Annotated in this window: 20 protein-coding genes; 19 read left to right on the top strand and 1 reads right to left on the bottom strand. The window is 38.5% G+C overall.

Translation table 11 applies throughout. The annotated features are described in order from the left end of the window. The first annotated feature begins 68 nt into the window (after positions 1 to 68). From MPH60_RS12505 to MPH60_RS12495, 3 genes are read left to right on the top strand one after another with little or no spacing between them, the layout of a single operon-like run. Entirely contained in the window at positions 69 to 761 is a 693-nt protein-coding gene (locus tag MPH60_RS12505) for a CoA transferase subunit A (protein WP_336275356.1), read from the top strand. Further along, the gene (locus MPH60_RS12500) at positions 748 to 1,404 is read left to right on the top strand and encodes a 3-oxoacid CoA-transferase subunit B (protein WP_241589008.1); all 657 of its coding nucleotides are present in this window, start codon (positions 748 to 750) and stop codon (positions 1,402 to 1,404) included. Before MPH60_RS12505 ends, MPH60_RS12500 begins: the two co-directional genes overlap by 14 nt. Before the next feature lie 19 nt (positions 1,405 to 1,423). Next, positions 1,424 to 2,617, top strand: coding sequence for a thiolase family protein (locus tag MPH60_RS12495; protein ID WP_241589007.1), 1,194 nt, complete (start codon positions 1,424 to 1,426; stop codon positions 2,615 to 2,617). On the opposite strand, the gene MPH60_RS12490 is transcribed toward MPH60_RS12495, so the two are convergent. Beyond that, positions 2,595 to 2,840 carry an oligosaccharide flippase family protein gene (locus MPH60_RS12490; protein WP_241589006.1) on the bottom strand — a complete coding sequence of 82 codons (246 nt, stop codon included), beginning with the start codon at positions 2,838 to 2,840 and terminating at the stop codon, positions 2,595 to 2,597. The genes MPH60_RS12495 and MPH60_RS12490 overlap by 23 nt on opposite strands. A gap of 1,109 nt (positions 2,841 to 3,949) precedes the next feature. On the opposite strand from MPH60_RS12490, the gene MPH60_RS12485 reads away from it, so the two are divergent. The 16 genes from MPH60_RS12485 (at position 3,950) to MPH60_RS12410 (ending at position 24,475) form a co-directional block, all read left to right on the top strand. Continuing rightward, a complete protein-coding gene (locus MPH60_RS12485; RefSeq protein ID WP_241589005.1) occupies positions 3,950 to 5,923 on the top strand; it encodes a transporter substrate-binding domain-containing protein in 1,974 nt (657 codons plus the stop codon). Positions 5,924 to 5,942: 19 nt separating this feature from the next. Beyond that, positions 5,943 to 7,298, top strand: coding sequence for a sigma-54-dependent transcriptional regulator (locus MPH60_RS12480; RefSeq protein WP_241589003.1), 1,356 nt, complete (start codon positions 5,943 to 5,945; stop codon positions 7,296 to 7,298). Between the two features lie 362 nt (positions 7,299 to 7,660). Continuing rightward, positions 7,661 to 8,605 carry a formimidoylglutamase gene (gene hutG, locus MPH60_RS12475; RefSeq protein WP_241589002.1) on the top strand — a complete coding sequence of 315 codons (945 nt, stop codon included), beginning with the start codon at positions 7,661 to 7,663 and terminating at the stop codon, positions 8,603 to 8,605. 5 nt (positions 8,606 to 8,610) lie between these two features. Beyond that, entirely contained in the window at positions 8,611 to 9,804 is a 1,194-nt protein-coding gene (gltS, locus tag MPH60_RS12470; protein WP_192204404.1) for a sodium/glutamate symporter, read from the top strand. Between the two features lie 378 nt (positions 9,805 to 10,182). Then, positions 10,183 to 10,791, top strand: coding sequence for a HutD/Ves family protein (locus MPH60_RS12465; protein ID WP_241589001.1), 609 nt, complete (start codon positions 10,183 to 10,185; stop codon positions 10,789 to 10,791). Positions 10,792 to 11,339: 548 nt separating this feature from the next. Then, positions 11,340 to 12,527 (top strand): hypothetical protein, encoded by a 1,188-nt coding sequence (locus tag MPH60_RS12460; RefSeq protein ID WP_241588999.1) that lies wholly within the window; start codon positions 11,340 to 11,342, stop codon positions 12,525 to 12,527. A gap of 17 nt (positions 12,528 to 12,544) precedes the next feature. Further along, positions 12,545 to 13,771, top strand: coding sequence for a Zn-dependent hydrolase (locus tag MPH60_RS12455; RefSeq protein WP_241588998.1), 1,227 nt, complete (start codon positions 12,545 to 12,547; stop codon positions 13,769 to 13,771). Positions 13,772 to 13,773: 2 nt separating this feature from the next. Further along, positions 13,774 to 14,949, top strand: a complete 1,176-nt coding sequence (locus tag MPH60_RS12450) for a M20 family metallopeptidase (RefSeq protein ID WP_241588997.1) — start codon at positions 13,774 to 13,776, stop codon at positions 14,947 to 14,949. 917 nt (positions 14,950 to 15,866) lie between these two features. After that, positions 15,867 to 16,640: an electron transfer flavoprotein subunit beta/FixA family protein gene (locus MPH60_RS12445; RefSeq protein WP_241588996.1), complete on the top strand. Its 774-nt coding sequence runs from the start codon at positions 15,867 to 15,869 to the stop codon at positions 16,638 to 16,640. 14 nt (positions 16,641 to 16,654) lie between these two features. Next, positions 16,655 to 17,632 carry an electron transfer flavoprotein subunit alpha/FixB family protein gene (locus MPH60_RS12440; RefSeq protein WP_241588995.1) on the top strand — a complete coding sequence of 326 codons (978 nt, stop codon included), beginning with the start codon at positions 16,655 to 16,657 and terminating at the stop codon, positions 17,630 to 17,632. Positions 17,633 to 17,671: 39 nt separating this feature from the next. Then, positions 17,672 to 19,759, top strand: coding sequence for a (Fe-S)-binding protein (locus MPH60_RS12435; protein ID WP_241588994.1), 2,088 nt, complete (start codon positions 17,672 to 17,674; stop codon positions 19,757 to 19,759). Between the two features lie 64 nt (positions 19,760 to 19,823). Then, positions 19,824 to 20,915, top strand: coding sequence for a CaiB/BaiF CoA transferase family protein (locus MPH60_RS12430; RefSeq protein ID WP_241588992.1), 1,092 nt, complete (start codon positions 19,824 to 19,826; stop codon positions 20,913 to 20,915). A 127-nt stretch (positions 20,916 to 21,042) separates the two neighbouring features. Beyond that, positions 21,043 to 22,455, top strand: a complete 1,413-nt coding sequence (locus tag MPH60_RS12425; protein WP_241588990.1) for an OB-fold domain-containing protein — start codon at positions 21,043 to 21,045, stop codon at positions 22,453 to 22,455. A 1-nt stretch (position 22,456) separates the two neighbouring features. Further along, complete coding sequence (locus tag MPH60_RS12420) at positions 22,457 to 23,641, top strand: acetyl-CoA acetyltransferase (protein WP_101221706.1); 1,185 nt, start codon at positions 22,457 to 22,459, stop codon at positions 23,639 to 23,641. 27 nt (positions 23,642 to 23,668) lie between these two features. Next, positions 23,669 to 24,076 (top strand): FAS1-like dehydratase domain-containing protein, encoded by a 408-nt coding sequence (locus tag MPH60_RS12415; RefSeq protein ID WP_241588988.1) that lies wholly within the window; start codon positions 23,669 to 23,671, stop codon positions 24,074 to 24,076. A 12-nt stretch (positions 24,077 to 24,088) separates the two neighbouring features. Further along, positions 24,089 to 24,475, top strand: a complete 387-nt coding sequence (locus tag MPH60_RS12410) for a MaoC/PaaZ C-terminal domain-containing protein (protein ID WP_241588986.1) — start codon at positions 24,089 to 24,091, stop codon at positions 24,473 to 24,475. Positions 24,476 to 24,695 lie beyond the last annotated feature (220 nt).

The following is a 24,695-nucleotide window of genomic DNA, read 5'->3' as shown; positions in this document are numbered from 1 at the left end:
GTGCAACATTCCTGCTTAGTTATGCTAATCATTTTATTACAGGGTCAAAGAAGGGAAGAGGATGAGAAGTGAAATTACATCAAAATGTTGATTCAGCACTAGAACCTGTGAAAAGTAATCAAACTATTATGTTTGGCGGATTTGGGTTAGTCGGTGCACCTCTAACATTGATAGATGGATTGACAAAAAAGGAAGTAACCGGATTGACCATCATTAGTAACAACTTAGGTGAAAAAGGTAAGGGTCTAGGGATTCTACTGAATCAAAAAAAAATCAAAAAAGGAATAGGCTCATATTTTACTAGCAATCGTGATGTTGGTGATGCCTATCAAAGAGGTGAAATTGAATTACAGTTGTTGCCTCAAGGTACATTAGCAGAATCGATGCGAGCTGGTGGAGCTGGTCTTGGTGGGTATTATACAAAGACTGGAGTAGGGACGGAACTGGCTATAGGGAAAGAAGAGAAGGAAATTAACGGGATAAGATATATTCTCGAGCATGCATTAAGGGCTGATGTAGCTCTAATTCGTGCATGGAAAGCAGATACATTAGGAAATCTGGTGTATTACAAAACAGCCCAAAACTTTAATCCGGTAATGGCTACTGCAGCAGATGTTGTTATTGCTGAAGTAGATGAAATTGTAGAACCGGGAGAGCTATCTCCAGAGGAGATTGTGACACCTCATTTATTCGTTGACGGACTTTTGATAGCAGAGAAAATTTTAACGAAAGATGGAGTGATTGTTCATGAGCAAATATGATATTCAAGAGTTAATCGCAAAGCGTGCTGCAAGAACATTAAAAGGTCCTTGTGTTGTAAATCTTGGTATAGGGATCCCGACGCTAGTTTCGAAATTTATTGATGATGAAAATATCTTCTTTCATACAGAAAATGGCCTTCTTGGTGTATGTGATGTTGAGCCGGATAATATTGATCCCAATCTTGTTAATGCTGGGAAACTTCCCGTAGGACAAAGGATAGGTGCTTCATTTTTTAATAGTGCTGATTCTTTCGGCATGATTCGCGGAGGACATGTGGATGTTGCCATTTTAGGTGTTTTGCAAGTTGATCAAACGGGATTAATTGCAAACTGGGCCGTACCAGGTAAGAATATCATGGGTGTTGGGGGGGCAATGGATTTACTTGTCGGAGCAAAGAAAGTCATTGTGACAACTACCCATACATCCAAAGATGGGAAAAGTAAGATTCTTAAAGAATGTACTTACCCTATTACATCAACTAGAAATGTAGATATGATTATTACGGAATTAGCAGTTTTTGAAGTGCAAAATAATCTATTAAAATGTATTGAATTAATGCCTGGTGTCACGATTGAAGAAGTAAGGGGAAAAACGGAAGCTGAGTTTATTGAAGAATTGAATAAAGAAGTACTAGTAGATTAAATAGTTGGAGGATCATAAAATGCCAAATGTTGTAATCGTTGATTCAGTTCGAACAGCCATAGGAAAATTAGGTGGAGCATTAGGAAATGTACCTGTTGATTTCTTGGCGGCCACTGTACTTGAAGAAGTTGTGAAGAGATCGGATATTCCAAAAGAGATTGTTGAGGAAGTAATAATAGGACAAGCAAAACAAAGTTCTGATGCTTCAAACTTAGCAAGAGTAGCTTTACTACGGGCTGGGTTTTCTGTTGATGTCCCAGGATACACCGTTCATCGTCAATGTGGTTCTGGCGTTCAAGCTATCAATTCCGCAAGCCAGCAAATACAGTGTGGTTTAGCGGATGTAATCATTGCAGGCGGAGCCGAGTCCATGAGTACTGCACCATATTATATGCGCAATGTGCGTTTTGGTCTTAAATCTGGTAATGGGTTATTACTAGATTCAAATACAGAAAGTCAGCCAGGGTCACAGCCTATTGAGGAATACGGGATGTTAACAATGGGGGTGACGGCGGAAAATTTAGCAGAGAAGTATAATATATCTAGGACAGAGCAAGATGAATTTGCATTTAGAAGTCAAGAAAATGCACAGAAAGCCATTTCGTCGGGTCTTTTTGAAAAGGAAATTATTCCGTTTGTATTAAAATCAAAAAAAGGTGTTACCGCGTTCAAAGTAGATGAACATCCGAGGGAAACAACCTTAGAAAAACTAGCTACACTAAAACCTGTTTTCAAAGAAAATGGAACTGTTACTGCCGGAAATAGCAGTGGAAGAAATGATGGAGCAGCAACAGTAGTTCTAATGTCAGAGGAAGCTGCAATAAAACTTGGGAAAAAAACGAAAGCAAAAGTGATAGCTCAGGCTGCTTCTGGTGTAGATCCGAAATATATGGGTATTGGTCCGGTTCCGGCTACATTAAAGGCACTGAAAATGGCGAATTTACGTTTAGAAGACATCGATATAATTGAACTAAATGAAGCTTTTTCTGCACAATCTCTTGCGGTTATTAAAGAATTAAAAATGGATATAAATAAGGTGAATCCTAATGGTGGGGCTATTGCGATGGGACATCCAATTGGAGCAACAGGAGCGATATTAGTAACAAAGGCTCTCCATGAATTAGAACGGACAGGAAAACGTTATGGTCTAATCACGTTATGTATTGCAGGAGGATTAGGCATTACAACAATCATTGAAAATACACAAATATAAAGAGAAAAGCAGCAACGAGTTTAGATATAACTATGGGAAGCCATAACGTAGTTATTGTAATTAAAAGACCAGTAACAGGCATTGCCATCAGTATAAGTCCAACGCCTTCAGGAGGACCTATTACATTTGCTAATACAATTCCGTTTACGAATCCCAATATCTTTGTAATGAATGCGGCAACGGTTAAAAGCATAGTTCCTTTAAAAAGAGTTTGTTTAGCCATTGATTATTCACCCTTTATCTTGTCCATAATTGAATATATGCATGTTTTGTAGAACTAACAGGAGCGATCGTATTATAAGGTTAGCCAGTTTTTACTGGTTGACCTTTTTTAAATAGAATCTATTATATCAGTAGACAGGGTAGGACGTACGGGTGCGTGGGACTTGATCCCGTGAACTAAACTGTCCGCCCCCTACTTGTAGAAACATGTTTGAGGCTGGTTGGGACGTAGATCTCGTATAACAAGCGAAGCTATGACACTACATGGAGGACTAGGGGTACTGGTAATTATGTAGAGGAAGAAAAAACAATGAATCCAATAGTTGGTCTGGGTGTGGCAAAAGCAGAGAGTTAAGTTCAGGCATTTTTAAATCAATCTAAACCGTAGAAAGAGCTTTTCAATGAAGCATATCAAAGAGGAATTAAATCATTTTTTAGACTTTTAAAAGAAATTAGAAGAGGTGGCCGGGTATTAGAATCTATAGGGCATTACCGTTCCCCTATTATTCAATACTTGTAGGAATATGAGATTCTATAAATCTTAATATATCCGATTATTTCTTATCAGGCAAAGAAGTCCGGTTTACGGAAGGTAAAAACAGACGCTATCGATGCGTCCCAATTGTGTGTGTTGTATTAAAAGGTGAACCTCATAAATTTTGGGATACAGAGTAAAATACTTTTGCGAGTTATTTGGCATGGCCAAAAATAGTATATCATTTGAAGTGAACCCACAAAGTTAGACACTTCATTTAATTAGGTAACCTTGAGGGAAAGTCAGTTTCAACCTTCGTTTATGAGAGAAAACAGTTTACGAATGTTCTCGAACGAACTTACATATACTTTTCCGCAAATACTGAACGGAATAAAATTCGTGAAAACAAAAAATTATGAGGATTCCCCTTATTCCCCGATTAATGAGCATTATCTACAATCCATTTGCCATTCAAAAAAATATTGTGAATCGACTTTCTGCCATGTATGGTGTTATGAAATGCACTTTAGCTTTTCTTATATACTTTAAAAAGTTATCATGATAGAGTCTTTGTACATTGTAAATATACACATTAATGATACAAAACTGTATGTATGGAAAAAAGGGGTGAGGCGATGAGAAAGTTACATATTATCTGTGCCGTTATAACCGTCTTCCTTTTCTTTTTTGGTTGTTTCTTTCCTTTTGCGGTGCATTCTGAAGCCCCAAAAGTGATACGGGTTGCAGGGGATAATAACTTTCCACCTTTCGAATACTTGAGCGATTCGGGCGTTTATACCGGTTTTAATGTGGATATGATGAACGCCATTTCCATCGAGACTGGCATTAGGTTCGAATACTATCCAATGCCGTGGAACGAGGCGGTACAAGCTATGCGCTCTGGTAGGGTGGATGCGATTCAAGGCATGAAGTACAATCAGGAACGTGAAGGGATTTATGATTTTTCAGCCCCGTATTTCACAAGTTCACAAGGGATTTTTGTGTTGAAAGATAACATGTATATCCGAAAAATTGAAGATCTAAAAGGCCGGAAGGTAGCTGTACAAAAAGGTGATGTTGCAAGCGGCCTATTAAGTAAAGTAAATCGATTGCAATTGGTGGAAACTAATAATCAACAAGAAGCCGTTCAGTCGTTGATCGACGGAAAAGTGGATGCTTTCATTGGAAATCGGATTACGGGTCAATATTTTCTACAGAAAAATGAGCAGCAATCACTCATTAAGATTGTCGGTGAATCACTTGACACCACAAATTATGCTGTAGCTGTGATGCCAAAAAATAAAGAGTTGCTGACACTATTCAATCAGGCAATTTCTCAAATCAAGAAAGATGGTACGTATGAAAAGATAGAGAAAAAGTGGTTCGGGGAATATATCCTGCCGAATACTCAACGACTACGCAAAACGCTGTTGTATTTGGAGATTGGTCTTGTTATTACTTTAATTGTAATTTCTCTCATCTTATGGTGGAATCTCAGCCTTAAACGAGAAGTAGCTAAGCGAACCGAGCAAATTGAGCACGTGAATAAAGACTTGGAAGAGAAGATGATGCTACTTGAGGAAAACATCCATTTTCAGCAGCAAGTATTAAACAGTGCATACAGTTCGCTTATTACATTGAATCAGCAAGGTCTTGTATCAATGATCAATGTTAGGGCGATGGATTATTTGGAGTTGGACGGTAATGTTGTTAGAAAACGTTTTCAGGATCTGCCCATTACCTGTTTCATCCCAGAAAAGGAGATTAAGGCTGCGTTAGAGAGAAAGAGAGTTTTCTTACAAAAGGAAACGCTGTGGTCTCCGAATGCGGGCGAAAAAAGGTATATTACTTACAGCGTGTACCCAATTCAGACTATTGGGGGAGAAAATGTAGGTGCGGTGTTGAATTTTTTCGATATTACGGAACAAAAGCAGCTGGAGAGAAAAGTGGCTCAGGATGATCGCTTACGTTCATTGGGACAACTTGTGGCGGGTATCGCACATGAGATAAGAAACCCGTTAACATCGATCCTTACCTATACACAATTACTGCCGAAAAAATTTGCAAGCGCAGATTTCCGTACATTCTTTTCCGAACAGGTCACTAGTGAAATTACCAGACTTAATACATTGATTAATGATTTGCTCGATTATTCCCGCCCTAAAAAATCAGAACCTGTCACGTTTTCGCTGAATGAGACCATGGAAGGGATTGAGCTATTGCTTAAGCCGAAAATCAAAGAAAAAAAACTGCGTATTGTTCGTGAGTTCGCCGGGGACATTCAGGCAACTGCAGATACACAGCAGATCAAACAAGTGCTGGTGAACGTCATCCTCAATGCCATTCAGGCGTCCAATATAGGGGGAACCCTTATATTTCGGGCATATTATCGGGATATGTTCACTGTCGTTGAAATCGAGGATGAAGGCATCGGCATTTCGGAAGAAGACATTGATAAGATCTTTGAACCGTTTTACACCAGGAAAGCGAACGGGGTCGGGCTGGGGCTTTCTATTTCATATCAGCTTGTCAAAGAAAACGATGGTACTATTGAGACAAGAAGTGAAGTAGGAAAGGGGACAGTAGTTACCATTTATTTACGGCATTAATACAGAAAGGGTGAAGACGATGTACGATATCATGATTATTGATGATGAGCCAACCATTTGTCAGTCACTAACGTTTGCATTGGAAGACCAGTATCATGTTTATTCGTTTACAGACCCACGTGAAGCGCTTCCACTTCTCGAAAGAGCGGAAATCGCCATCGTTTTGCTGGATTTGAAAATCGGGGAATACAATGGGATGGAAGTGTTAGAAGAAATCAAGCGCCTCTCCCCCTCGACAGTCGTCATCATGATGACGGCCTATGGTACCATTCCATCTTCCGTGGAAGCAATGCGTAAGGGGGCGTTTTCATATGCAACAAAGCCTCTTCATATTGATGAATTGGAAGTGCTCATGCAAAAAGCAGAAGAAGTGTATACGCTTCAGTCCAAAGTGAAATGGCTGAGTGAAGAATTGGATAAGGTGGCAGGAGTGAACGGCCTTATCGGTGAAAGTTTGTCAATGCGCAAAATTTTCTCCCTAATCGAAAAAGTGAAGGATATCGATTCTAACATTCTCATAGAAGGGGAAAGTGGAACCGGCAAAGAAGTCGTCGCCAGAACGATCCATAATCAAAGCAAGCGCAGAAACAAAAAGTTTCAGGCCATTAATTGTGCCGCCATTCCGACTCACCTGTTGGAATCAGAATTATTTGGATACGAAAAGGGAGCATTTACAGGGGCAACACAGCGGAAATATGGACTTTTTGTGTTGGCGGAAGGAGGAACAATCTTTCTTGATGAAATCGGTGAGATGGATTTGGCGCTGCAAGGGAAAATTTTGCGCGTTCTACAAGAGAGAAAGGTAATGCCCGTTGGTGGGATGGAAGAAGTCAGCATCGATGTCCGTATCATTGCTGCGACAAACAGAGACTTGGTCAAAGAAGTAAAAGAAAATCGATTTCGTGAGGATTTATATTACAGATTAAATGTGATTCCGATTCACCTTCCTGCTTTACGTGAACGAAAAGAAGACATTCCATTGTTGTTGGAATTTTTCATTGCAAAAATCGGTGATAGAATGGGAAAGCCTGTAGAAGGAATTTCCCATGAAGCGCTGCAGCTTTTACAGCAATATGACTTCCCAGGAAATATTCGGGAACTCCAGAACGTGATTGAAAGGGCGATTGCGCTTACGAATGAATCTTATATACAGAAAGCCGATCTACCTTCCGATATCCAAAAAAGTTCGCGCGCATTTTTCGGCAACACTTTAATCCCTGTTTATGTCGGCGAACCGCTTGAAGAAATCGAAAAAAGAGTGATTCTTCATAACCTTGCCGCTTTTAACGGTCATCAAAGGAGGACCGCGCAAACAATTGGCATCGGGGAGAGGACATTGCGAGATAAGCTGAAGAAATATCGGGAAGAAAAGTAGGCGGAAATTGCCGAGCGGCAATTTTCGCCTACTTTTTATTTTGAATATATCTTAATTATCCACTGTTTTTAAGGCGATGAACTTGGCATGAAACTTGCTTAATTAATATTGCAGTACAACCATTAAGCAGAATGGAGGGAATATAGATATTACACCATAATGGTTTACGGTGCTGAACTGGGAGTTACAGTGCAGAGGAAGCGGGTGTGCAAAATGCATCAGGTTGTAAGTCAATAGCCTATCAACGTTTAACGAAAACTAAAAGGAAAAGCCATTGCACCAGATCTTTTATTATTGTACAACCCGAAATTGATTGGCGATTGCACATATGAAGTATTTTTATTAATGGGGAGGAAAAATAAATGTATGCGTTACCAAATATGGATTTATGGAAAGGCAGAACAGATAGTCTAGTAGATAAAGATGAATATAGAATCCATCAAATAGTTAAAGATAATCAAATAACTTCAATAAATCATGCATGTGGAATAATAGGTTTCTCTTGTGATGAGGGTGTACGCAGGAATAAAGGAAGACTTGGAAGCAAAGAAGCTCCCGATGAAATACGTAAATCCTTATCCTCTTTATCTTGGCACGGTCAAGCAGAGGATAGTCTAATTGATTTCGGAAATATCATTTGTGAAGATCAACAGTTAGAAGCAGCACAAGCTGAATTAGGAAGTCACGTAGAGAAAATAGTAACTAAAAATATGTTTCCTGTTATATTGGGGGGCGGACATGAAACCTTTTATGGTCATTATCTAGGGATCAGGTCGAGTGTAGGACCCAAAGCTAAGATAGGCATCCTTAACATTGATGCTCATTTTGACTTACGCTCATATGAAGAAATTACTTCTTCTGGAACGATGTTTAAACAAATATTAGATCATGATCATCAAGCTAGTTATTTGCCTATTGGTATACAACGTTATGGAAATACAAAAAAATTATTTGACACTGCAACTTCTCTTGGTTGTTCCTGGATATTGGAAGAAGAATTGGCAGATGGGATTTCCGAGAAAAACGAAAATGAAATTCTGAATTTTATGAATCAACATGACCATATTATTTTAACGCTTTGTATGGATGTTATTAACGCTTCAGAAGCACCAGGTGTTAGTGCACCTTCCTCATTTGGTCTTTCTGGAAAAATGGTTAGGCAGTTAATTCGTAAAATTACTTCACATCCGAAAACTATTTCATTTGATATCTGTGAAGTAAATCCATCATTGGATAATGATAATCGCACTGTAAAACTAGCTGCAAACCTAATAAATGAAGTATTTTTGTGTGTGGAGAGGAGATAGACAATATGAGCATCGAGATCAATCAAACGATTACTATATTTTTAGCGGTACTGCTTTTAGCACTAGGCGGGATTATCGTTAAGAATGTCAAAATATTTAAACACTTTTGCATCCCTGCACCTGTTGTAGGGGGATTACTGTTTGCAATAGTCGCGACAAGTCTTAAAACCTTTCTAAACGTAACCATTTCATTAGATACGACACTCCAGGGATTATTTATGTTAACGTTTTTTACGACTGTTGGATTGGGTGCCAGTTTTCAATTAGTAAAAGTCGGCGGTAAAATATTATTAATATATTGGTTGTTATGTGGTTTTCTGGCATTTGCTCAAAATTTAATTGGAATTTCTTTAGCACCGGTTTTTGGGATTGATCCATTGATTGGTATGATGGCTGGAGCAATATCCATGGAAGGTGGCATAGGTGCAGCTACAGCTTTTGGTGGTACCATTGAATCGCTGGGAATTCAATCTGCCCAAGCAATTGGAATAGCGGCAGCTACTTTAGGATTAGTATTTGGTGGATTAGTTGGAGGTCCAACTGTAAAATATCTAATTAATAAACACAAATTAACACCAAGTAAAAAGGATATTGAAATTCAGGAAAAGAAAGAAATGGAAGACAAAATAGAATTGAATGCAGCTTCATTTATGAAACAAGTATTAATACTGACATTTTGTATGGCTTTAGGTTCATACTTAGGAGAGTTATTTTCGGCGAAGACAGGTTATGTTTTACCGAATTATGTTGGAGCAATGATAGTGGCTGTAATAGTTCGGAATATTTTGGATAAAATAAATGGGAAAATCATCGAAATGCCTAGTATAAATTTTATTGGAGATATTACTTTAGGTATTTTCTTATCAATGGCATTAATGAGTATAAAACTATGGGAAGTTGCTGACCTTGCGTTACCTATTATTTTGATTGTGGTGATACAAGTAATTTTCATTATACTTTTAAGTATATTCATCATGTTTCGCTTTCTTGGCAAAAACTACGATGCGGCAGTTATGGTTGGAGGGTTTATCGGACATGGTATAGGGGCTACACCAAATGCTATGGCCAATATGTCGACGATCACTGCTAAATATGGACCTTCAAGTAAAGCGTATTTAATCGTTCCGATAGTGGGTGCATTTCTTATTGACGTTTTTGCCATGCCGATTATCATTGTAAGTATTAATCTATTAAAATGATAATGCTGGAATGAATTTCAAAATTAATAGTTTTTATGCAAAGCATGATATGGTCAAAGTATAGTTAGATATAGTGTTGATACCGAATGTTTTTAGTTGTATCAAAAACATTCGGTATTGTCTTTTTTTCTAAATTACCCATGATGTAGTTCACATTGGTTTTTCTGTCTGATTATTAATGTAACGGAACCTCATCGATTTCAAGTAGGTATGTAAGATGTATAGCACGATCAAGTAAGATGAAATTATGCTACGATGATCAGAGTCCAGTACACCAAAGCCAGTTATGCCTCTCTGTTTAAACAATTTTTTTGATCTTCACTCTGGTCGAAATTGTTTTCAACTGAAGTAAAGTAATAATAAAAGGGGAGAAAATGATTGTCATATTCACAAAAGATAATAAGAAAAAGTGAACAAATAACCAGTCTTTGGTCAGGTGGTAAAACAACTCAACTTGCCATTTATCCTGAAGATGGAGATTATTCGAAGCGTGATTTCAAATGGCGGATTAGCACCGCAGATGTCGAGGTGGACGAATCCTTATTTACTCACCTTCCAGGCATTCAGAGAATCATCATGATCCTTGATGGTGAAATGATGCTGGAACATAAGGGAAAGCACCGTGTGCATTTACAGCCATTTGAACAGGATCGGTTTGATGGAGGCTGGACAACCCGAAGTATTGGGAGGGTTACGGACTTTAATTTGATGTTAGCAGAAGGATGCGAAGGAGACCTTAGAACGATTCATTTGACTGATGGAATCCATTCTGAAGTGTTGGATTATGGGGAATCTACGAAAAGAACCAACGCCTATTATTGTTTCAAAGGAAAAAGTAGAATGAGTATCGATGAAAAAGAGTCTATTGTTTTAGGGCAAGGTGACTTGGTAATCTTGAACATGGATCATTTCTGCAATAACATAAAGTTATCCAATTACGAAGATCACGTATCTTCAACAATTATTAAGGTAAGTATTTTTTATTGATGGAAGTTTTGGTTCTAGTGCAAAAAACATTCAATTATGAAAGTAGAAAGAGTCTACTTTATTCAGATTAAATACAGTAAAAAGTAAACAGGATATTAAATATTGATTAATCAGAGCTGTCCTTAGACGGCTTTTCTTTTTGGCTCTTTTCGTAAAGATTGTTGTTGTTTTAAAACGAAACGATTTAAGGTTGATTGGAGCGCAAGTGCGAGACTCCCGCGGAAAGCGAGCATCTGGAGGGGAAATCAACCACACCGCTTTACTTGGTAAATAGCAACAAAGTATGCGAAACCAGCCTTCTTTTTAAAATAAATGGTACAGGTTAGTTGGTATTGATAAAAAGTCTATAAAGAAATTTTATAATTAAAATTATTTTGATATATCCACATTTGGTAATATTCAGTATGTGAAACCGGAATTAAAACACTTACATTTCCTATTATCTGTGTACAATTACCTGAAAATATAAAATTATCTTTAAATTGAAACGATTTAATGTTATTATTTTAGAATATTCAAACTATTAAATTGGCAGGTGAGGAACTCATATGTCACAGATGTTGGCCTTAGTTATTGTTATTCTGATTTTATTTGTAGGAGACATTGTGGCGGTCCGGACAAAAGCCTGGGTACCTTCCGTTTTCGTTTCCGCAATTCTGTTTTTATGTGGTTATTGGACATTCTTCCCGCAAGACATCGTTTCAATAGCAGGTGTTCCACCGGTAGTGGCAACCATGATGATGTACCTATTGATCACGAATATGGGAACATTGCTTTCAATAAGAGAGTTGGTAAATCAATGGAAAACGATTGTCATCTCCTTATCTGGCATTCTTGGTATTGTTGCACTATTATTCGCAATTGGCACATTTATATTTGATCTGCAAACTGTCCTTGTAGCAATTCCACCTTTAGTGGGCGGAATGGTATCTTCAATAATCATGTCAGAAGGAGCGGCTGACGCAGGACTTACGAGTTTGTCTGTTTTTGCCATTGTTATTTATGTAATGCAAGGCTTTGCTGGATATCCTTTAACTTCAATTGTGTTGAAGAAAGAAGGGAAGAAGCTTTTGGGGCAATATCGCAATGGGGAATTAACGGTTAAAAAGAGTGATACTGCAGCCGTTGCAGAAGGTATGACGGAACTTAAGCTGTTTAAAAAACTTCCTGAAAAATATAATACGGAATATTTTAAATTTTTCAGACTTGCGGTTGTTGCTTTTCTCGCTTACCTAGTTTCCACTGGATTAGAGCCGATCATATCAATAAATGCATTTGTTCTTTGCTTACTATTCGGTGTTGTCGGAAAAAGTATAGGTTTCTTGGAAAAGCAGACTCTGCAAAAAGCAAATGGATTTGGGTTTGCCATCATGGCCCTTATGCTTTTCGTCTTTGACGGATTAAAAAATGCAACACCAAGTATGATGATGGAGATTCTTTACCCACTTCTCGTTTGCATTTTCCTAGCTGTTATTGGCATGTATATATTCTCATTCATTGCAGGGAAATTGTTAAAAGTCAGCAAAGAAATGGCTTTTGCGGTATCTTTAACAGCATTATACGGATTTCCAGCCGATTACATTATCACCAATGAAGTCGTCAATTCATTAACAAAAGATGAAAATGAAAAAGAAGCATTGCTAAGCCATATGCTGCCGCCGATGCTTGTTGGTGGATTTATATCGGTTACAATCGTGTCGGTTATTTTGGCAGGAATATTTGTACAATTCTTGTAAAATAGGAGGAATTCCAAGTGAGTCTTATCGAACGTATAGAAAAGCAAATAAATGATTTGAGCGAATTTACATCAACACCCGGAAAAGGGACAACTCGGCTTACGTATAGCAAGGAAGACTTACTTACACGCAATTATATTAAAAATAAAATGATGGAATCCGGTCTAACAGTAAAGGAAGATGGACTTGGAAATATTTTTGGAAAGCTTGAAGGTACTTTAAAAGATGCTCCAAGCGTTTTGATCGGTTCGCATTTTGATTCCGTACCAAATGGTGGTGCGTATGACGGACCAGCCGGTATAATTGTCGCTCTAGAAGTGGCAGCCCTATTTGCAGAAAATCAATTAACACCTAAATATCCATTGGAAATCGTTGCCCTGATTGAAGAAGAGGGTGCTCGTTTTGGCGGGGGACTAATGGGGTCGAGAGGAATAGTGGGGACACTTAGTGAGGAAAGTTTTAAAAACTTAAGGGATAAAGAAGGGATCACGACAATTGAAGCGATGTCAAAAATTGGTCTGGATTCATCACTTCCGAAAAGGAGAAATCCTAAAAGTATTAAAGCATTTCTCGAATTGCATATAGAACAAGGGCCAATCCTTGAAGAGAAGAATATCCCCATTGGTGTTGTAGAAGCGATTGTTGGTTTAACTCAATTTGAAGTGACCATTGAAGGAAAGGCAGGGCATGCAGGCACAACCCCGATGGATCGCCGTACGGATGCATTGGTTGCAGCCGCTCAGATTATTTCTCAATTACCGAGCCTTGCAATTGAGGAAGGTGAAGGAACGGTTATCACGACAGGACGACTGCATGTTTTACCAAATGGAGCTAACGTCATCCCGAATAAAGTCGAATTTTCGATAGATATCCGATCTAGCAAGGAAGAACATATTAACAATGTTATCAAGCGGATGAAAGAATTAATCGAATCCTATCATGAACAGGGAATCCATACAACTGCGGAACAGGTATTATATATGCCGCCAAAGGTATTGAGTGATGAAATAAAAGCTTTATTAAAAGATAAAAGTTCTGATTTGGAAATTCCATACTGTTCCATTAATAGTGGAGCAGGTCATGATGCGATGGTTTTTTCCGATGTGACTGATGTTGGCATGCTCTTTGTTCCAAGTAAAGCAGGACTAAGTCATTGTCCAGAAGAATGGTCTGATGCACGTCATTTAGCAAATGGAGTGCAAATATTTTACGAAGTGGCTAAATGTTTAACGGAGGTAGAATGAGGATGATTAATCAAACGATAAAAGAAGCGATTCAAAATTATAGTGATGAATTAATAGAAATACGTAGAAAACTTCATAGCGAACCTGAGTTATCATGGGAAGAAGAAAATACAACGGCCTTTATTTGTGAATACCTTGAAAAATTAGGAATACCTTATCGAAAAGCAGAACCAACAGGTGTCATTGCAGAAATTAAAGGCGGTAAGGCAGGAAAAACGGTAGCATTAAGAGCGGATATGGACGCCCTTTCTGTTGAAGAATTAAATAAAGACTTGCTGTATGCTTCAAAAGAAGAAGGAAAAATGCATGCATGTGGTCATGATGCACATACATCCATGCTATTAATTGCAGCGAAGGCACTAAACGAAATAAAAGAAGAATTACCTGGGAATGTGCGATTAATCTTTCAGCCAGCTGAAGAAGTAGCAACAGGTGCAAGGGAAATGGTTAAACAAGGGGCTGTCAAAGGTGTTGATAATGTTTTTGGCATACATATTTGGTCACAAATGCCAACAAACAAGGTTGCTTGTTCTCAAGGACCTTCATTCGCTTCAGCAGATATCTTTACAGTAACGTTTAAAGGAAGAGGGGGACATGGTGCCATGCCACAGGATTGTATCGATGCTACTATTGTGGCTTCTTCATTCGTCATGAATGTACAATCTGTCGTATCAAGAACGGTCGACCCACAAAATCCCGCAGTTTTGACTGTTGGAAAAATGGCCGTGGGCACACGATTTAATGTCATCGCAGAAAATGCCGTTATTGAAGGGACTGTCCGTTGTTTTGATCCTAAAACACGTGACCATATTGAAAAACAACTCCAGATTTATGCTGAAAATGTTGCCAATATTTACGGTGCGACCGCACAGGTTGAGTACTACCGTGGAACGCAAGCTGTCATTAATGATGAATACAGTGCAAAATTAGTGCAAAAAGTTGCTTCAAATGCGTTTGGCGAAGACGCAGTATATAATGAAAAGCCAACAATGGGTGGAGAAGATTTTAGTTTCTATTTAGATGAAGTACCTGGAAGCTTCGCCTTAGTTGGATCTGGAAACCCTGAAAAGGATACGGAATGGGCCCATCATCACGGGAAATTCAACATCGATGAAGATGCGCTTGCTACCGGTTCAGAACTTTACGCTCAATATGCCTGGGCATATTTACACGAATGACGGACAGGATAAAAGAGGGAATATGGAAATTGTTAAAAGGTTATTTTAACGCCAGAAGGCCGCCGATTGGCGGCCTTCTGGCGTTAAGGTTTAAATTTAACTTATGCATCATATCAAGTGAAAATCCATCTAGTGGAAAAGAGAAGGATAATGTGTAATTGAAAATTCCTTAAGATCTTATTTTGGACTTTCAATAATTTTTTTTATAAATGTTTTAGCTGTTGATATGAGAGAAAAAGTATGTATCCCATTAAACTTGAAATCCCAATTTTTATTAGAGATAGAACAATATAAGGGAACAAATATACTAAATAAACAATGATTTGATTGTATATCTGTATTAGTACGAAGCTAGCCCGGGAAAATGACTATAAGTCTAGATTCCTGGGTTATTTGCGATTTGGAACATTCGAAAGTTGCTATTTCCATCAAAACCTCCTTTATTATTTCTCTCAAGTATTGTTGTCTCGAATTGGGCTTAGGGATAGATTCTATATCCAACCTCTATTTGCAAAGGAATCGATCAAGTGACTGAACATTAAATTGTCCATTGTAAAGTGTTACTGTCTCCAAATAGATACAGTATTGTGTTTTTTCGATTGTATGTATGTAGAAACAATCAAGGGAAGCACTTTAGCATGTGATTTTCTTGTGAAATATAAATTGGCACGGTAATTGCATTATAAATTAGTAAGAGAAATACTTCTCTACATAAAAATAATGAGCGGCCGGGGGTGCAATATTATACAAATATCTACTTTTTTAACCCTTATGGATTATTGAAAAATCATGATGGATGAGGGGATAAGAATGTTTTAGGAGATTTTTACTGTTTGATTTAAGATTCAATAAAAAATTCAAGCTAGTTAAGCAAGCTTTATAAAACAATAAATTCTATAAAATGGGGAGAAATAACAATGAATATTCATGTTCTATTAAAAAGAACGTTTGATACTGAGGAAAAAATAAACATAATAAATGGAGTAATAGATGAGGGAGGGGCAGAATTCATCATAAATCCGTATGATGAGTATGCAATCGAAGAGGCGATTCTATTAAAAGATAAACATGGTGGAACTGTTTCAGTTGTCACCATTGGCAATGACGTGGCTGAGAAACAATTGCGCACAGCACTTGCGATGGGGTGTGACCAAGCTGTTTTAATTAATACAGAAGATAACCTTGATGAAAGTGATCCAGTTACAACTTCTAGCATTCTATCAAAATATTTTAATGAAAATGAATTTGACTTAATTATAGGAGGAAATGTTTCAATTGATAAAAGTTCCGGTCAGGTCGGTCCGCGTCTTGCTGAATTGTTAGACATTCCATATGTAACAACCATTACGAAAATTAATATTGATGGCAAAACAGTTGTCATCGAGCGTGATGTAGAAGGAGATAGTGAAATAATTGAAACTGCGCTCCCATTACTTGTGACGGCACAACAAGGATTAAATGAACCACGTTATCCATCATTGCCTGGCATTATGAAGGCGAAGAAAAAGCCACTTGAAGAATTGGAACTAGATGATCTTGATCTTGAAGAAGCCGATGTAGCCCCTAAATCTAAAACGATTGAGGTTTATCTTCCACCGAAAAAGGAAGCAGGAAAAATTCTGGTAGGCGAGCTTGAAAATCAAATAAAAGAACTAATAAATCTACTTCATATGGAAGCTAAAGTAATTTAAGGGGAGGAATCATAATGACTAGAAAAATTTTAGTAATAGGTGAAATTCGTGATGGTTTTCTTCGAAATGTATCATTTGAAGCGATTGCAGCAGCAAAAACAGTTTCTGAAGGCGGTGAAGTTGTCGGTGTGCTTCTAAATGCTAATGTCTCAGACCTTGCACAGGAAATGATCGCATATGGTGCTGATCGAGTAGTTTTAGTTGAAAATGAAAAGTTGAAATCTTATACATCTGATGGCTTTGGACAGGCATTGCTTCAGGTCATTGAGGCTGAAAAGCCTGAAGGAATCATCATGGGGCATACGGCTTTTGGAAAAGATCTTTCACCAAAAATTGCTGCAAAAATCGAATCGGGATTAATTTCCGACACAATTGCTGTTGAAGTAATAGGTGATCAAGTCGTATTTACTCGCCCGATTTACTCTGGAAAAGCATTCGAGAAGAACGTCATTACCGATGGAATTACATTTACGACCATTCGCCCAAACAATATTGCTGCACTCGAAAAAGATGAGATGCGTTCTGGTGAAGTAAGCTCGTTTGAGGCTGATATAAAAGACCTTCGTACTGTCATTAAAGAGATCGTACGCAAAACCTCTGAAGGAGTGGATTTATCAGAAGCAAAAGTTATTGTTGCAGGGGGGCGAGGTGTTAAGAGCGAAGATGGATTCAAACCTTTACAAGAGCTTGCAAACATATTAGGCGGTGCTGTAGGGGCATCACGCGGAGCATGCGATGCCGATTATTGCGATTATTCACTTCAAATTGGTCAAACTGGAAAAGTTGTGACACCTGATTTATACATTGCCTGTGGGATTTCTGGAGCCATTCAGCATCTGGCAGGAATGTCAAATTCAAAAGTCATCGTTGCCATTAACAAAGACCCAGAAGCAAACATTTTCCAAGTGGCAGACTATGGCATTGTCGGAGACTTGTTTGAAGTAGTTCCCCTTTTAACAGAAGAAATTAAAAAAGTTCTGGTTTCTGTTTAATATAGAATTCTGAATTATTCAAAATGGAGGAGGAACAAGATGCTATCACTGTTAAATTTACTAGCTTTCATAGCACTGTCAGGATTTGCAGTTTTCTTGTTTGTCCAGCTTGTATACACCCGCTATTTGTTTGTGAAACTGGGCAAAAAAGCTGAATTTGAACCAAGCTTTAAAGAGCGCATCAATGCTGTGTTAGTGAATGGACTCGGACAGCGAAAGTTGTTTAAAGACAAGAAAAGCGGGCTGATGCACTTGGTATTATTTTACACCTTCTTTATCATTCAAGTGGGACTTATTGAACTCATCATAAAAGGGTTTATTAGAGGGTATGAATTTCCTTTTGGTGATGGGCATAAATATTTTAGTCTTATGCAGGAGTGTGCGACATTCCTTATGCTGTTGGCGGTCGTATATGGATTCTTCCGTCGCTATGGGGAAAAGTTAAATCGATTGCAATGGAAGCGTGATGGTAAAGCTGCTTTTGTCTATATCGCTTTATGTACTTTAACTTTATCAATCCTGCTTACATTAGGATTCGAAGCGATTATGTTAGATCAAGAACCTAATCTGACCTACGCCCCATTTTCTGGTTCTATTACGTTATTATTTTCCGGCATTGGATCAACGGCAGGGACTGTATTGTTCTATCTATTTTGGTGGGTGCATATGATAACCGTCTTTTCATTCCTGGTGTTTGTGCCTCAGTCTAAACAAGCACACGAGCTATTCGCTATGTTCAATATCTTTTTTAAGAAAGTTGGTCCTGTTGGAAAATTGAGGAAGGTTGATTTTGAGGAAGAAGATGTAGAGGAATACGGAGTAGGGAAAATACAGAATTTTACTCAGCAGCAGCTGATTGATTTATATGCATGTGCAGAATGTGGACGATGCACAAATATGTGTCCGGCTTCAGTAACAGGGAAGATGCTTTCTCCAATGGATTTTATTATTAAACTGCGGGACCATTTAACCAATACAGGGGCTGCGTTTACGTCCAAATCGCCATGGGTGCCAGGATTTGCGTTTACTAACACAAAAGGGAATCAACTTGCGATGATGTCAAAAACAAATGGTGTTCAAGAAGCTGCGGCAACTCTTGATTATTCTCCAAGTCTTATTGGCGATGTGATCACAGAAGAGGAAATTTGGGCTTGTACAACTTGCCGTAATTGTGAAGATCAGTGTCCGGTTATGAACGAGCATGTGGACAAAATCATTGATCTTCGTCGTTACCTCGTATTAACAGAAGGTAAGCTGGATGCCGATGCACAGCGTGCGATGCAAAATATTGAACGCCAAGGAAATCCATGGGGCCTGAACCGTAAAGAGAAAGAACACTGGCGTGAGATACGTGAAGATGTCTATATTCCTACTGCAAAGGAATTAAAGAAACAAGGAGAGGAATTTGAATATTTATTCTGGGTGGGGTCTATGGGTTCCTATGATAATCGATGTCAAAAAATTGCTCTATCCTTTGCAAAACTTTTAAATGAAGCAGAAGTAAAGTTTGCCATTTTAGGAAGCAAAGAAAAGAACTCAGGGGATACGACCAGGCGTCTAGGAAATGAATTTCTATTCCAAGAACTTGCAACGAAGAACATTGAAGAATTTGAAAAAAATGACGTGAAGAAAATTGTAACGATTGATCCTCATGCTTATAATACGTTCAAAAATGAGTATCCAGACTTTGGCTTGGAAGCGGAAGTGTACCATCATACAGAACTTCTTGCAGAACTTGTTAAAGAAGGTAGACTAGTGCCGAAAAACGAAGTGAATGAGACCATTACTTTCCATGATTCATGCTATTTAGGAAGATACAACGAGGTATATGATCCACCGAGGGAAATATTAAAATCGATTCCAGGTGTAAAGCTTATTGAAATGGTACGCAGTCGTGACGCGGCGATGTGCTGTGGAGCGGGTGGTGGACGTATGTGGATGGAAGAAGATACGGGGACTCGCATCAACGTAGCAAGAACTGAACAGGCCATTGCAACCAAGTCCTCTACCATCTCAAGTGGATGTCCATACTGTTTAACCATGCTTAGTGATGGAACGAAAGCAATGGAAGTGGAAGGTGACATTGTGACCATGGACATCGCCGAAATTTTGGAATTAGCGATATAATTAAGAATTTTACAGTGAAGCATATTAATGATAATAGATAGGGTCAAGAAAGGAGAAATTATTAATGCTTGAAGGAATGCGTGTCATTGATTTTTCCCAATATCTCCCTGCCCCCCATACAACATTACGTTTAGCCGATTTAGGAGCCGAGGTTATAAAAGTAGAATCACCAACAGGGGATCCGTCGCGTGTATCATATAGAAAAGAAACGATGGGATTTGTTTTTCAAGCCCAGAACCGGAATAAAAAAAGTATAGTACTTAATTTAAAGGAACCAACAGATAGGCAGACTGCTTTAGAATTAATTGCCTCTGCTGACATAGTGATTGAAAGCTACCGACCTGGTGTAGCAAATCGTCTAGGAATAGGTTATGAAGAAGCCGCTAAGGAAAAACAAGACATCATTTATTGTTCGCTTTCAGGTTATGGGCAAACAGAAGCTATGCGCCATTTAGGAGGGCATGACCTCAACTATATGTCAATTAGCGGTTTACTTTCTCAATTAAAAGATGAGAAGGGGCGACCTATTCATCCTAGCGCACAAATTGCTGATTTTATCGGTGGAATAACAGCAAGTGAAGCGATCTTAGGAGCGGTGGTGAAGAGAGAAAGAACTGGCGAAGGGACATTCCTTGATGTGTCAATTACGGATTCACTATTACCATTAATGTCTAATCATATTCTAATTGAGGGTATCACAGGGGAGCAGCATGGTATAGAAAAGTTACAAAGTAAGCACGTTTGCTATTTTATTTATGAAACCAAAGATAACCGGTTTGTAAGTTTAGGAGCATTAGAGCCGAAGTTTTGGAGGAATTTCTGCAATGCATTAAAAAGGGAAAATTGGATTTCAGAACATTTTTCGCTTGCTCAGAATGAAAATCCTGTTTTCTTAGAAATGAAAGAGGTATTTGCTAGCCGAACAATGGCAGATTGGACACAGTTTTCGTTGGAAATTGACTGCTGTTTAGCTCCCGTACTTGAAACAGGTGAATTGTTTAATCATCCATTAATTAAGAGTAGAGGTTACATTTTTGAAAAAGAAGGTATCCGCTACACAGCAACAAGGTATGTTGATGATGATAATATCCAAAGTTGTATCGAACCTCCTCCAGAACTTGGACAACATTCGAATGTATTCAAGCAACTAAAATGAAAACCTTTGTGAGGAAAGAGCACTTAATTTGAAAGATATTTTCTAACTAATTATATAAATATGAATCTAGTTTCATCAAAAATGGATTATTACATCATACTGGTTGAAATTGAGAGGAGGAAAGAGTATGAAAGGAATTATTTCTTACGGAGCCTATATTCCATATAATCGGCTCCAAAGAAAAAAAATCGGCGAGTTTTTTGGCAAACGTACGTTCAGTGGAGAAAAAGCTGTTGCTGGATATGATGAAGACAGTGTTTCAATGGGAGTAGAAGCAGCACTTGATTGCTTACAAGGAGTTAATACCCAAAATGTTGATGCTGTTTATTTTGCTACAACAAGCGCTCCATACAAAGAAAAAGGATCGGTTTCAACTATAGCCACAGCATTAAATTTAAATGAAAGTGTACGGGGAATCGAAGCAACCTCCTCACTAAGAAGCGGAACCTCTGCTATTTTAGCTGCTAACGAAAAGGAACAAACACTTATCATTACCTCAGATTGTCGGACGGGTGCACCTACTGGACAAAATGAACAATGGTTTGGTGATGGGGCGGCTTCCATCTTAGTTGGCAGCGGAGCGGATGTCATTGCAAATATCATTGATGGAGGAACTGTCCAAGGTGAAATCCTCAGTCAGTGGCGTAGCCAATCTGACCTATTCACCCAAAACTGGGATGAACGATTTGGAACTTCTGTATTTATAAAACAAGTAAAGAATGCAATTGCTCCTTTTCTGGAAAAAAATGATTGTACTGCTGACTCGATTACTAAGGTTATTATTTCGGGACTTGGAACACGTTCTCATTTAGAAGCTGCCCGTGCACTAGGATTCAAAAGTAATCAAGTGCAAAATCCTTTGTTTGATATGGTTGGTTCAACAGGAACTGCTCATGCACCCATGATGCTCGTGTCTGCGTTGGAAGATGCCAAACCGGGAGATCGATTGGTAGTCGCTGCGTTTGCAGAAGGGATAGATTTCATGTTGTTTGAAGTAACAGAGGCAATTTCCGAATTTGGTAAACGCAAAGGAATTCAGGGCTATTTGAATGTAAAAAATGATCAAATTTCTTACAGTGACCATCTGAAATGGAGAGATTTAATAAGAACAGAAGCTCCAAGAAGACCAGAAACAGAACGACCATCAGCTCCTGCATTATATAGAAACTATCATCAAAACCTTGGATTTACTGGATCAAAATGCCGTAATTGTGGCACACCGCAATTTCCAAAACAACGTGTATGTGTACAGTGTCAAGCCAAAGATGAAATGGATGATTATCGCTTTGTTGGTCAATCTGCCAAAGTGACTACCTTTACCCTAGATTATCTAGCAGCATCTCCTGCGCCTCCAATGATTGTAGCTGTTGTTGACTTTGAAGAAGGAGGACGAATTATATGTGAGGTAACCGATTGTAATATGAAGGAAATTGAGATTGGCATGAAAGTAGAAATGACATTCAGACGCCTGTATGAAGCAGGGGGCATCAGTAATTACTTCTGGAAAGCGCGGCCTATTAGGGACAAGGAGAGTGACTGATTTGAGCAAAAAAGGAATTTGTGATCAAGTTGCCGTTATTGGAATGGGATGTACAAGGTTTACTGAGCATTGGGATAAAAGTGTAGATGATTTATTGGTAGACGCAGCATATGAAGCATTCGCTGATGCAGGGATTGAACCAACGGATGTTGAAGCTGCTTGGCTTGGAACGATGATTTCCGGGTATGCAGGTATCACGTTATCAGGGCCATTAAAAACACAGTTTATTCCAGTAACAAGAGTAGAGAATATGTGTGCGACAGGATCTGAAGCATTTCGTAATGCATGTTATGCAGTGGCTTCAGGTGCCTATGATATTGTCCTTGCAATTGGAGTAGAAAAACTAAAGGATTCAGGATTTAGTGGACTAAATTCACCAAAACCACCAAGTGATGGGACGGCACCAAATTATTCTGCACCCGCTTCCTTTTCATTCCTGGCACCGGCATACTATAAAAAATATGGATTAACCCCTGAACAAGGAAGAGAAGTATTATCACGAATCGCCTGGAAAAATCACTATAATGGCTCTTTGAATCCAAAAGCCCAATATCGAAGTGAAGTGTCGATGGATAAGATTTCTAAATCTCCAATGGTAGCAGCACCGCTTGGAATCATGGATTGTTCAGGAGTCGCAGATGGGGCAGCAGCTGCAATTATTGTGCGTACAGAAGATGCTCATAAATATAGAAAAGACCCGATGTATGTGAAAGCGCTATCTATTGCTGCAGGCCCTGGAGATGGGCGATTACGTCAGGACTATGACTTTACGACCTTTAAAGAGAATGTAGCAGCCTCCCAGGCAGCCTATCGACAAGCAGGTATAAAAAACCCAAGAAAAGAAATCAGTATGGCCGAAGTACATGATTGTTTTACTCCTACAGAATTGGTTATATATGAAGATTTAGGATTCAGCGAACGTGGGCAAGGGTGGAAGGATGTCTTGAATGGTGTGTTCGAATTAGGAGGCGAATTACCAGTTAATCCAGATGGAGGATTGAAGTCTTTTGGTCATCCGATTGGGGCAAGTGGCTTGAGAATGCTTTATGAAATGTATTTACAATTCCAAGGTCGTGCAGGGAAACGGCAATTGGATAATCCTAAGATCGGTTTAACCCATAATCTTGGTGGAACTCCTATGCAGTGTGTCTCTTTCATATCAATTGTAGGGAAAGAAATTTCGTAAAAGTTCAAAAAATGAGGAGTGATGATTTTGAGTACAGCATTAGAAGAAAAAATCGGTATGAAATTAGAATCCTATACCTTCAAAGTTGAAAAAGGGAAAATAAAAGAACTTGCATTAGCGATTAGTGATCTTGAAGAGGATTACCTGAAGGGAGAAAGGATTTTACCAACTTTTCCGACAGTCATAGACTTCTGGGGTGGGGGAGTTTCTACATCTGAGCTTTTAGGATTAAACGTTAAGAAAGTACTTCATGGAGAACAAGAGTACGAATATATAGAAGAAATTAAGCCAGGTGATGAGATTACTGTAAACAGTGTAGTTGAAAATGTATATACGAAATCATCCATGAATTTTGTCGTTCTAAAAAAAGAATATCTAAACCAATATGGCAAAACGGTATTAATTAGCCGTTCTACCGTTATTGAAAGACACTAGGGGGGGAATAGCATGGAAGTTGGTTATTGTTTTGAGCCATTGCAAAAAGAAGAAATTACCCATTCACAGCTCGTTCAATATGCAGGAGCATCGGGAGATTTTAATCCTATACACACGGTTGTACCATTTGCGGAGTCAGCGGGATTAGGTGGAGTGATTGCGCATGGCATGATGATTATGGGGTTTGTTGGTCAGGCAATCGGTCAATGGTTCTCCGTAAAAGACCTTGCAAAATTTTCTGTTAGGTTTCGGGCTATGACAAGACCTGGAGAAAAAATCACAGTTAAAGGCAGCATTGTAGATGAAACCAAAGATCGATGGATTTGTGAAGCTTCTGCTATTAATGAAGAGGGACAGGTAAAAGTAAAGGCTCAATTTGAAGTTAAAAAAACTAAATAATTTTAATTGTATTAATATTTAAGGAAAAGAGTGAAGTCGCTAGATTAATAGAATTTAAATATAACATACAGACATATAATATCGTTCAGTTTATCTGTTTCGGTAAGTGATAGAGTTTCTAATGAAGATTTCGAGATTTGAGAATTTTCAATTGGAGCGTGTAGAGCAGGCGGATTAACCAACTGAGGAAAAAATCAACAATTTAAAAAAGGAATTGTAT

The sequence above is a fragment of the Peribacillus sp. Aquil_B1 genome (assembly GCF_022603275.1).
GTDB lineage: Bacteria > Bacillota > Bacilli > Bacillales > DSM-1321 > Peribacillus.
Note: the sequence above shows the minus strand (reverse complement) of the source record. Positions and strands in the feature narration are given on the sequence as shown.

Bases quoted from the DNA above. Each gene is read 5' to 3' on its own strand.
- MPH60_RS12500 (WP_241589008.1), top strand. From the start codon at position 748: ATGAGCAAATATGATATTCAAGAGTTAATCGCAAAGCGTGCTGCAAGA.
- MPH60_RS12495 (WP_241589007.1), top strand. From the start codon at position 1,424: ATGCCAAATGTTGTAATCGTTGATTCAGTTCGAACAGCCATAGGAAAA.
- MPH60_RS12490 (WP_241589006.1), bottom strand. From the start codon at position 2,840: ATGGCTAAACAAACTCTTTTTAAAGGAACTATGCTTTTAACCGTTGCC.
- MPH60_RS12485 (WP_241589005.1), top strand. From the start codon at position 3,950: ATGAGAAAGTTACATATTATCTGTGCCGTTATAACCGTCTTCCTTTTC.
- MPH60_RS12480 (WP_241589003.1), top strand. From the start codon at position 5,943: ATGTACGATATCATGATTATTGATGATGAGCCAACCATTTGTCAGTCA.
- hutG (WP_241589002.1), top strand. From the start codon at position 7,661: ATGTATGCGTTACCAAATATGGATTTATGGAAAGGCAGAACAGATAGT.
- gltS (WP_192204404.1), top strand. From the start codon at position 8,611: ATGAGCATCGAGATCAATCAAACGATTACTATATTTTTAGCGGTACTG.
- MPH60_RS12460 (WP_241588999.1), top strand. From the start codon at position 11,340: ATGTCACAGATGTTGGCCTTAGTTATTGTTATTCTGATTTTATTTGTA.
- MPH60_RS12450 (WP_241588997.1), top strand. From the start codon at position 13,774: ATGATTAATCAAACGATAAAAGAAGCGATTCAAAATTATAGTGATGAA.
- MPH60_RS12445 (WP_241588996.1), top strand. From the start codon at position 15,867: ATGAATATTCATGTTCTATTAAAAAGAACGTTTGATACTGAGGAAAAA.
- MPH60_RS12440 (WP_241588995.1), top strand. From the start codon at position 16,655: ATGACTAGAAAAATTTTAGTAATAGGTGAAATTCGTGATGGTTTTCTT.
- MPH60_RS12435 (WP_241588994.1), top strand. From the start codon at position 17,672: ATGCTATCACTGTTAAATTTACTAGCTTTCATAGCACTGTCAGGATTT.
- MPH60_RS12430 (WP_241588992.1), top strand. From the start codon at position 19,824: ATGCTTGAAGGAATGCGTGTCATTGATTTTTCCCAATATCTCCCTGCC.
- MPH60_RS12425 (WP_241588990.1), top strand. From the start codon at position 21,043: ATGAAAGGAATTATTTCTTACGGAGCCTATATTCCATATAATCGGCTC.
- MPH60_RS12410 (WP_241588986.1), top strand. From the start codon at position 24,089: ATGGAAGTTGGTTATTGTTTTGAGCCATTGCAAAAAGAAGAAATTACC.